The sequence below is a fragment of the Luedemannella flava genome (assembly GCF_039528515.1).
GTDB classification, from domain to species: Bacteria; Actinomycetota; Actinomycetes; order Mycobacteriales; family Micromonosporaceae; genus Luedemannella; species Luedemannella flava.
On the sequence record NZ_BAAALT010000227.1, the window covers coordinates 1 to 8509 of the forward strand.

9 protein-coding genes and 1 pseudogene are annotated in these 8509 nt (G+C 72.9%); 1 reads left to right on the forward strand and 9 read right to left on the reverse strand.

From position 1 onward, the window contains the following. Positions 1 to 1116: 1116 nt before the first annotated feature. The 4 genes and pseudogenes from ABD211_RS27195 to ABD211_RS27210 all read right to left on the reverse strand — a co-directional run. A pseudogene (locus ABD211_RS27195) lies at positions 1117 to 2115 on the reverse strand (MinD/ParA family ATP-binding protein); the annotation flags it as partial. Positions 2116 to 2311: 196 nt separating this feature from the next. After that, positions 2312 to 3274 (reverse strand): RluA family pseudouridine synthase, encoded by a 963-nt coding sequence (locus ABD211_RS27200; protein ID WP_344137936.1) that lies wholly within the window; start codon positions 3272 to 3274, stop codon positions 2312 to 2314. Next, entirely contained in the window at positions 3271 to 3894 is a 624-nt protein-coding gene (gene lspA, locus ABD211_RS27205) for a signal peptidase II (protein ID WP_425560543.1), read from the reverse strand. Before lspA ends, ABD211_RS27200 begins: the two co-directional genes overlap by 4 nt. Next, the gene (locus ABD211_RS27210) at positions 3867 to 4286 is read right to left on the reverse strand and encodes a TraR/DksA family transcriptional regulator (protein WP_344137939.1); all 420 of its coding nucleotides are present in this window, start codon (positions 4284 to 4286) and stop codon (positions 3867 to 3869) included. Before ABD211_RS27210 ends, lspA begins: the two co-directional genes overlap by 28 nt. Here ABD211_RS27210 and ABD211_RS27215 point away from each other — a divergent pair. After that, positions 4285 to 4923 carry a hypothetical protein gene (locus tag ABD211_RS27215; RefSeq protein ID WP_344137942.1) on the forward strand — a complete coding sequence of 213 codons (639 nt, stop codon included), beginning with the start codon at positions 4285 to 4287 and terminating at the stop codon, positions 4921 to 4923. The two genes, ABD211_RS27210 and ABD211_RS27215, sit on opposite strands and share 2 nt — an antisense overlap. Positions 4924 to 4973: 50 nt before the next feature. Here ABD211_RS27215 and ABD211_RS27220 read toward each other — a convergent pair whose 3' ends face one another. The 5 genes from ABD211_RS27220 to ABD211_RS27240 all read right to left on the reverse strand — a co-directional run. Then, positions 4974 to 6479: a potassium/proton antiporter gene (locus ABD211_RS27220; RefSeq protein WP_344137945.1), complete on the reverse strand. Its 1506-nt coding sequence runs from the start codon at positions 6477 to 6479 to the stop codon at positions 4974 to 4976. Further along, positions 6476 to 6781, reverse strand: coding sequence for a DUF167 domain-containing protein (locus ABD211_RS27225; RefSeq protein ID WP_344137948.1), 306 nt, complete (start codon positions 6779 to 6781; stop codon positions 6476 to 6478). The genes ABD211_RS27220 and ABD211_RS27225 overlap by 4 nt, the downstream gene beginning before the upstream one ends. Before the next feature lie 79 nt (positions 6782 to 6860). Beyond that, positions 6861 to 7661: a DivIVA domain-containing protein gene (locus tag ABD211_RS27230; RefSeq protein WP_344137951.1), complete on the reverse strand. Its 801-nt coding sequence runs from the start codon at positions 7659 to 7661 to the stop codon at positions 6861 to 6863. Positions 7662 to 7708: 47 nt separating this feature from the next. Next, the gene (locus ABD211_RS27235; protein ID WP_344137954.1) at positions 7709 to 8011 is read right to left on the reverse strand and encodes a YggT family protein; all 303 of its coding nucleotides are present in this window, start codon (positions 8009 to 8011) and stop codon (positions 7709 to 7711) included. 15 nt (positions 8012 to 8026) lie between these two features. After that, on the reverse strand, positions 8027 to 8509 hold a 483-nt coding region (locus ABD211_RS27240; protein WP_344137957.1), incomplete at its 5' end, for a cell division protein SepF.

Genomic DNA, 8509 nt, shown 5'->3' on the forward strand with positions numbered 1-8509 from the left:
GCCGCCGTAGGCGCCCGGCGGCCCGTAGGCCGGACTGCCCGGCCCGGACGGTGGGCCGTAGCCCGGGCCGCCTGGTGGCGGGTAGCCGCCCTGTCCGAAGGGAGGTGCACCGGCCGGCGGACCGCCAGGGGCGCCCGGCGGCGGGAATCCCGGGGCGCCGGACGGATAGCCGGGCGGGCCGGACGGCCCCTCGGACGACGGTTCCCCGGACAGTGGCTCCCCGGACAGCGGCCCGCCGGACAGTGGCTTTCCGGGCGGCGGTTCCCCGGGCGGCGGGGGCACCACGACCGTGGGCGGCGAGGGCGGGCCGGGCGGCGGTGGATACCAGCTCGGCGGCTCGCCGGGCGGCGGACCCGCGGTCGCCGGCTCCCCGACGGACGGCTCCGCTACGTACGGCTCCGCTACGTACGGCTCCGCTACGTACGGNGACGGCTCCGCTACGGACGGCTCCCCAGCGCGCGGCTCCTCGTCGGCATCGAAGCCGGCGGGCTGTCCGGCGCTGTCGCCCTGGCCGACCGGTCCGCCCGCACCCGCCTGCTCGTACGGCCAGGCCGGCCAGGCGGACCCGCCGGTACCGGCCGGCCACGCGGACTCGCCGGGACCGCCGGGCTCGCCAGGAACGGCACGCTCGCCGGGACCAGAAGGCTCCCCCGAACCAGAAGGCTCGCCGGAACCGAAAGACTCACCCGAACCGGAGAACTCACCTGAACCGGAAGGCTCGGTTGGCGTGGCAGGCTCGCCCGGCCACACCGTCTCGCCCGGCCACGCGGGCTGGTCAGGCGCGGTGGGCTCGGCGCGGTCCGGGGGCTCGGCGGCGCCGTAGGGCGTCGTGCCGCCGCCGACCGGCCCCGCCGTCGCGTCGGGCCAGGCGGCGCCGAACTCGACCGGGCCCTGCTCCAGGGGAGCCGATGAATCGTCCGGTCGGGACGGCGGAGCCCCACCCGCGCCCGGTGGCGGCGGCGGTCGGTCGGGGTCGGCGTACGGGTCCGGTTCGCCGGGCCCGGGCGTGCCACTGGTCATCGCAGGCTCCTCGACGGGTATCCGTTCGTCGAGCGAACCACATCAGCCCGAATTATGCGCGCAATTCAGACATAACACCGCCGCTGTGCGCCCGCCTCAGCGGGCGAACGGGGCCATCATCACCGCGGCCGCGTGCAGCCAGGCCGCCCGCGTCGCGGGCGCGAGCTGCGGAAAGTCGATCGACGAGCCCGGCTCCAGGGCCGGGTCGTAGGGCACCACGACCACCGACCGCGTACGGCTGGCGAAATGCCGGGCGAGGTCATCGAGCAGCGGCGAGGGCCGGGGCGTCGGGCACGACAGGAGGGTGACCGCGTTGGCCACCAGCCCGCCCATGCCCTTCTCCTCCAGCAGGTCGAGCATCCAGTCGGCGGTGAACGCCGCGTCCTCGCGGGGCACCGTGGTCACCACGAGCTGGTCGGCCGTCTCCAGGACGGTCTGCCAGTTGGCGCTCTCCACGTTGTTGCCGGTGTCCACGCAGATCACCTCGTGCGTGCGACGTAGCAGCTCCAGGACCCGACGCACCGAGTACGGGTCGAGCTTCTCGGCGAAGCGCGGGTTCTCCTCGCCGGCGAGCACGTCGTAGGTGCCGTCCGCGGCGTGACGGAGGAAGTCGTCGAGCCGGTCGGCCAGCTCGGTGCCGTAGAGCGCCTCGACCTCCAGCAGCTCCCTCATCAGGTGCCGGATGGTGCGGGCGTGCCGGGCGCTGCCGGCGCGCAGGCCCAGGGTGCCGCGCAGCTCGTTGTCGTCCCAGGCGAGGACGCCCCGGCCGCGCACGGAGCCGATCGTGGCGGCCGCGAGGACGGTGGCGGTGGTCTTGTGCACGCCGCCCTTGGGGTTGGCGAACGCGAGCACCCGCGGCCCGTTGAAGCTGCGGCGCAGCAGCTGGACCGCCGGGTCGTGCACGGCGGCCGGTGGCGCCGGCGGCGGGCGCGGGGCCGGCGACGAACCCGCCCGACCGTGGGTCGGCGCGTAGCCCTGTGCGGGCGGCGCGGAGTAGCCATGGGTGGGCTGCGGCGGCACTGGGCGGGAGGGCAGGCGCCCACCATCACGCGTCGGCACGTACGGAGCCTCCTCGGGCGGGGCGGCCCGGCCACCGAGCCGGGTGCGGTCGCGGATGGCGCGCCACCGGCCGTCCGCGTCGGCCTGGGCCCGCTCGGTATCCACGCTGCTCCTCCCCAACCGCGATGTCAGGCCAAGGCTACGGACTACGGCGGCCTTTGCCATCCCCGCACGGCCAACTAATCCTGGCCGGTCGGCGCGGCGAAGTCATCCTATCCAGCGGGGCAACGCCTCAGGCCGCGTCACGCAGCGTGGCGAGCGCCGCGGCGAGATCATCCGGGTACTCACTGACGAATGTCACGTCGTCACCCCGCGTAGGGTGCTCGAACGTGAGGGACCGGGCGTGCAGCCACTGCCGGTCCAGGCCCAGCCGGGCCGACAGGGTCGGGTCGGCGCCGTAGGTCAGGTCGCCCACGCAGGGGTGGCGCAGCGCCGAGAAGTGCACCCGGATCTGGTGGGTGCGGCCCGTCTCCAGCCGCACGTCCACGAGGCTCGCGGCGGGGAACGCCTCGAGCGTGTCGTAGTGGGTCACGCTCGGCTTGCCGCCCGAGATGACGGCCCACTTGTAGTCGTGGGTCGGGTGCCGGTCGATCGGCGCGTCGATGGTGCCGCGGAACGGGTCCAGCTGGCCCTGCACGACGGCGTGGTAGCGCTTCTCCACGGTGCGCTCCTTGAACGCCCGCTTGAGCACGCTGTAGGCGATCTCGCTCTTGGCGACCACCATCAGCCCGGTCGTGCCCACGTCGAGCCGGTGCACCACGCCCTGCCGCTCGGCGGCGCCGCTGGTGGAGATGCGCAGCCCCATGGCGGCGAGCCCGCCGGTCACGGTGGGGCCGGTCCAGCCGGGGCTGGCGTGCGCGGCGACGCCGACAGGCTTGTCGACCACGACGATGTCGTCGTCGTCGAAGACGACGCGCAGATTGTCCACCGGCGTCGGCACGACCTCGGTGACCGGCACGGGCGGCGGCGGCAGCACGACCTCGAGCCAGTCGCCCGCGCGCACCTTGTCCGACTTCGTCCGGGAAACGCCGTCGACGGAGGCGGCGCCGTCGTCGACGAGCGTGGCCGCCGCGGTGCGGGAGAGCCCGAAGAGCCGGGAGATCGCCAGGTCCAACCGGAGCCCGTCAAGACCATCGGGCACCGGCACCGTGCGGCGCTCACCCTCCCGACCAGCCGGAGAGTACGGAAGTGTCACGAGCCGTGCGCGTCCGTGTCGGCGGGCAGGCCGTCGCGCCGGCGACCGGTGAGCTCCAGCAGGATCGCCAGCACCACGCCGCAGGTCAGCGCCGAGTCGGCGACGTTGAACACCGGGAACCGCTCGCCCGCGTCGCCGAACACGCTGATGAAGTCGACCACGTGCCCGCGGAACGGCCCCGGCGACCGGAACAGCCGGTCACCGAGGTTGCCCATGGCGCCGCCGAGGATGAGCCCGATCGCGACCGCCCACGGCAGCGAGGCCAGCTTCCGGGCCAGCACCACGATCACGCCACACACGAAGATCGCGATGATCGGGAAGATCCAGGTCAGGTTCGTCCCGATGCTGAACGCCGCGCCCGCGTTGCGGGTGAACGTCAGGTACACCGCGCCGCCGAGCAGGCGCACGGACTCCTGGCCGCTCAGGTGCTGGATCGCGAGCGTCTTCGTGATCACGTCCAGGATGATCGCCACCGCGGCCGTGCTGGCGAGCACGACCCAGGCCCGGCGGCGGGCGGTCAGCGGAATCGGCTGATCTTCTTCCACCGCGTCGCGATGGTCACCCTCCGAACCCGGCGAAAGAAGATCAGGTGTCAACGCCGCTCCTCCAGCTGCTTGCATGTCACGCAGAGGGTAGCCGACGGGAAGGCCGCCAGTCGCTCGACCGGGATCGGGTTGCCACACCGCTCACACCAGCCGTACTGGCCGTCGTCGAGGCGCTCGAGGGCGCGCTCCACCTGCGTGATCCGGTCAAGGATGTTGTTCGCGAGCGAAATCTCCTGTTCGCGCTCGAACGTCTTGGTGCCGGTGTCCGCCTGGTCGTCCCCGGCCGAGTCGGTGAGCCGGTCGCGCTGCAGTTCGGCGATCTCGGTGAGCGTCGACTCGTACTCCTCGCGGAGCTCGTCGCGACGGGCGGCGAGCGCCTCGCGGATCTTCTCGGTCTCCGCGGCAGTGCGGGGGGCCTTGACCGGCGCCGCCTTGCGTGGGGTCTTCGTGTCAGCTGGCTTCGCCATGGTCGCTCCCTCGGCCGCACTGGTGGCGGCGGAATCCGGTGCCCCGGTCGGGGTCGCCGCCGGTCGGACCGGCGCCTTCCCGCCCGCGGGCGTGCTCTTACGGGTCGCCGACCTCGTCGCCGGCACCGTCTTCTCCGCCGTCTTCGCGGTCACCGGCGACTTCTTCGCCGGTGCCGCCTGCTTCGCCGGTGCCGCCTTCGCGGCCCCGGTCGTCTTCTTCGCCGCGGCAGGCTTGACAGCCTTCACGGTTCCGATCGCCTTCGTCGCCGCTTTCGCGGCCGGGGTGGACTTCGTGGCCGTGGCCCTGGCCGGCACGGCCTTCGCCGCGGTCGCCTTCGTGGCGGGCGCGGCCTTCTTCGTGGGGGTCGCCTTCGCGGCGGACGCGGCCTTCTTCGCCGGCTCGGCCTTCTTCGCCGTGGTCTTCGCGGCGGCCGGGGCGGCCTTCGTCCGGGCGCGCGCCTGGGGCGTCTCGGCGGTCGCCGGAACGCCCGATTTAGTGGCCTTCCGCACGGCACCTGCCCGCTCGGCCATGGCTGTCCCCCACATGCAAAAACGGGCGCGCGGCGGGGCGCCGCGCACTCCAGAGGCTGGCAAGGATACGGAACCTGTGGGCTTCCGACAAACATGCCACACGTAGCCGGACCATTTCGGGCAACGCGGAAACTCGCGACGTCCCGTACCCCAAGGTCAATGGGGCTGGGCGTCGCCCGTCTCGCCGTACCAGCGGGCCAGGCGCCCGCGCCGGCTCACCGCCCGCAACCGGCGCTCGGCGGCGTCCCGGCTGGCCGAGGTGGCCACGATGAGCAGGTTGTCGCCGGAGCGCAGCCGGTCGTTCGGCTGGGGCACGAAGCCGTGCCCGTCGCGCAACACGAGCGTCACGGCCGCACCCTGGGGCAGGCGCAGCTCGTCGATGTACATGCCGGCGAGGTGGGAGCCGGGTGGCACGGACAGTTGCAGCAGGTCCGCGTTCATCTCGTCCAGCGGCGCCGTCTCCACCCGCAGCTCGGTCGCCTCCGCCGGGGCGGTGACCCGCAGCCAGCGGGCGACCGGGGCCAGCGTGGTGGTCTGGAGGACGGTGAAGATCACGACGAGGACGAAGACGACGTCGAACAGCGGCATCATGTCCGGCCCCAGAAGCGACAGCGGGATGGTGGCCAGGACAATCGGGACGGCGCCGCGCAGCCCCGCCCAGGAGAGGAAGAACTGGTCCCGCCAGCCCACCCGGAACCACACGAGGCTGAGCAGCACCGACAGGGGCCGCGCCACCACCACCAGGACGGTGCCCACCACGAGCGCGGGCCACACGGCCGACGACAGGCGGGCGGGCGAGGCGAGGAGCCCCAGCAGGACGAACAGGCCGATCTGGGCGAGCCAGGCCAGCCCATCGGCGAAGCCGAGCACCGCCTGCCGGTGCGGGATGCGGGAGTTGCCCAGGATCACACCGCACACGTACACCGCGAGAAAGCCGGAGGCGTGCGCGGTGGCGCCCGCCGCGTACGCCAGGATCGTGAGCCCGGCGGCCGCCAGCGGGTAGAGGCCCACGGCGGGCAGGGCGGCCCTCCGCAGGGCGAACGCCCCGGCCACGCCGACCAGCACGCCCACGACCGCGCCGGCTGCCAGTTCGTAGGCCATGAGCAGCAGCTCATGCCACCAGACCAGGTCCGACAGCGTCGGCACGGACAGCGCGATCACCAGGAGGACGGCCGGCGCGTCGTTGATGCCGGACTCGGCCTCCAACGTGGCGGCCAGCCGGGGCCGCACGAGCAGCCGGCGCAGGGTGGAGAAGACGGCCGCGGCGTCGGTCGAGGAGAGCACCGCCCCGTAGAGCAGGGCCGTCTGCAGCGGCACGTCCAGCAGCAGGTGGACCACGACGCCCACCACCGCGACACTGATCACCACGCCGAAGGTCGCGAGCGTGACCGCCGGCGCCAGCACCGGACGCACCGTCGACCAACGGGCGGAGAGACCGCCCTCGGCGATGATCACGGCGAGCGCGCAGACGCCGAGCACCCGGGTGAGGTCGTAGTTATCGAACTCGATCTGGCCGAAGCCGGATTCGCCGAGGAGGACGCCGATCGCCAGGTAGATGAGCAGACTCGGCAGGCCGACCCGGGTCGACAGGCGCACGGCGGCGACCGCAACGAGCAGAACGAGCGCCCCGATCAGCAGAGCGTGGTCGAGACTCTCGGTCACCGGGCAGGGTCCCCACGGAGGTCGGCGAGCCGTGCGCGCCAGGACTCGGGCGGCGCGGTGACGGCGACGAGCTTGTCGCGGCTGGTCTCGCCCGCACGGAGGGCGACATCGGAGGAGCGCAGGCCGAACGCGTCCGCGAGCGCGCGGAGCGCGGCCTCGGTGGCGCGGCCGTCGACGGCCGGCGCGGACACCGCGACGATGAGGGCCGGGCCGTGGGCGCCCTCGCGGGAGCCGCCGACGCGCGGCCGGCGCGCGCCGGGTTTCACCCGGATCGCGATGATCGTCGCGTCAACGCTGGCCACGCACCATTGAACCATCGCGTCGTACGCGATGGGTCGGTGTACGGGGCGGGCGCGGTGCGGCGCCCACCCCGGTCACGCGTTAGTGCGCCGCGCTGTCCGCGGCACGCCCGCCGGGGGCACCCAGCGAACCGGCACCTGCGGTCGCCAGACCACCGGCCCCGCCCGCCGGACGCGGCGCCTCGACGGCACCGTTGCGGGACGGCTCGTCGGCCAGGGCCTCGCCCCGGCCGGCCAGGTCACGGAGCTGGCTCTCCAGGTACGCCTTGAGACGGGTCCGGTACTCCCGCTCGAACTGCTTGAGCTCCTCAAGGTGCTTCGCCAGGGCGGCACGCTTGGACTCGAGGCCGCCCATGGCCTCCTGGTGACGCGTGCGCGCGTCGCGCTCAAGAGCCTCGGCCTTGGAGCGGGCCTCGCGGGTCAGCTCGTCGGCCTTGGTGCGCGCGTCGGTGAGCAGCTTCTCCGCCTCACGACGGGCGTCGGAGACGTGGTCGTCAGCGGTGCGCTGGGCCATCATGAGCACCCGCAGCGCCTGCTGCTCGCCGTCGCCGCCAGCGGCGCCGCCGCCCTGGGCGCGGACCTGCTCCAGCTCGCCCTGCATCTGCCGGGCGGCCTGCTCGGCCGACGCCTTCTCCCGCTGCACGCGGTCGAGCGTCGCCTTGAGATCGCTCAGCTCCGCGGCCAGCCGCGGGTCACCGCCCGCACCGGGCGCGGGAGCACGGCCGCCGGAAGCCCGGAGCTCGTTGTTCTCCTCGATGAGTCGTGCGAGTTCGCGCTCAACTTCGTCGAGGAAAGCATCGACCTCCTCCTCGTCGTACCCCCGCTTACCGATCGGGGGCTTCTTGAACGCGACGTTGTGGACGTCAGCCGGGGTTAGCGGCATCGAATCTCCTCGGGTCAGTCGCGGCCGCGTGCTTCCGTGGGCCTGGTCTACGCAAGGTTGATCAGGCTCGGAAGCACGAAGTACATCAGCACGAACACAATAACCAGCAGCACAAGAGACGCTAGGTCGACGCTCACCGTACCAACTCGCAGCGGTGGGATCACTCGCCTCAACGCCTTGAGGGGTGGATCGGTGACGCTCCAGACCATCTCGAGCGCTGCCGCAGCCCCGCGAGCCGGTCGCCAACGGCGGCCGAGACTGAGCACCGTACCCAGGATAAATCGGGCGATAAGGGTCAACAGGAAGACGTAGATGATCAGGTAGATAACCTGGAGTACCACCGACAGCACGTCCTGCCACGCCTCTCAGCCACGCTCAAAGAAACCACCCTGAGCGATCTTTGCCTTGTCCTCTGCTGTGACCTGCACGTTGGCGGGCGAGAGCAGGAAGACGCGGTTGGTGACGCGCTCCATGCTACCGCGAAGGCCGAACGCGAGCCCGGCGGCGAAGTCCACGAGTCGCTTGGCGTCGGGCTCGTCCATCTCTGTCAGATTCATGATCACAGGAACGCCCTCGCGGAAGTGCTCGCCGATGGTCCGGGCCTCGCTGTAGGTCGTCGGGTGGACCGTGGTGATCTGGTAACGCCCGTCGTGGGGCGCCTCGTAGCCCTCGGCGACCACCGCGCGCTCGCGCAGCTGCACCTGGGGCGCGAGCGCCAGGTTGTCCTGCGTGGGGTAGCTCGTCGTCGACGCGCCGCCGGGCCGCGCCAACGGCCGCACGCTGCCGCGCTCGGCCGGGGTCGGCTCGGCCACGTGGGCGCGCTCCGCGAGGTGGGCGCGCTCGGCCAG

Excerpts from the sequence above, each read along its gene's own strand:
- ABD211_RS27230 (WP_344137951.1), bottom strand. The coding sequence starts at position 7,661 with ATGCCGCTAACCCCGGCTGACGTCCACAACGTCGCGTTCAAGAAGCCC.
- lspA (WP_425560543.1), bottom strand. The coding sequence starts at position 3,894 with ATGCAAGCAGCTGGAGGAGCGGCGTTGACACCTGATCTTCTTTCGCCG.
- ABD211_RS27215 (WP_344137942.1), top strand. The coding sequence starts at position 4,285 with ATGGTCGCTCCCTCGGCCGCACTGGTGGCGGCGGAATCCGGTGCCCCG.
- ABD211_RS27210 (WP_344137939.1), bottom strand. The coding sequence starts at position 4,286 with ATGGCGAAGCCAGCTGACACGAAGACCCCACGCAAGGCGGCGCCGGTC.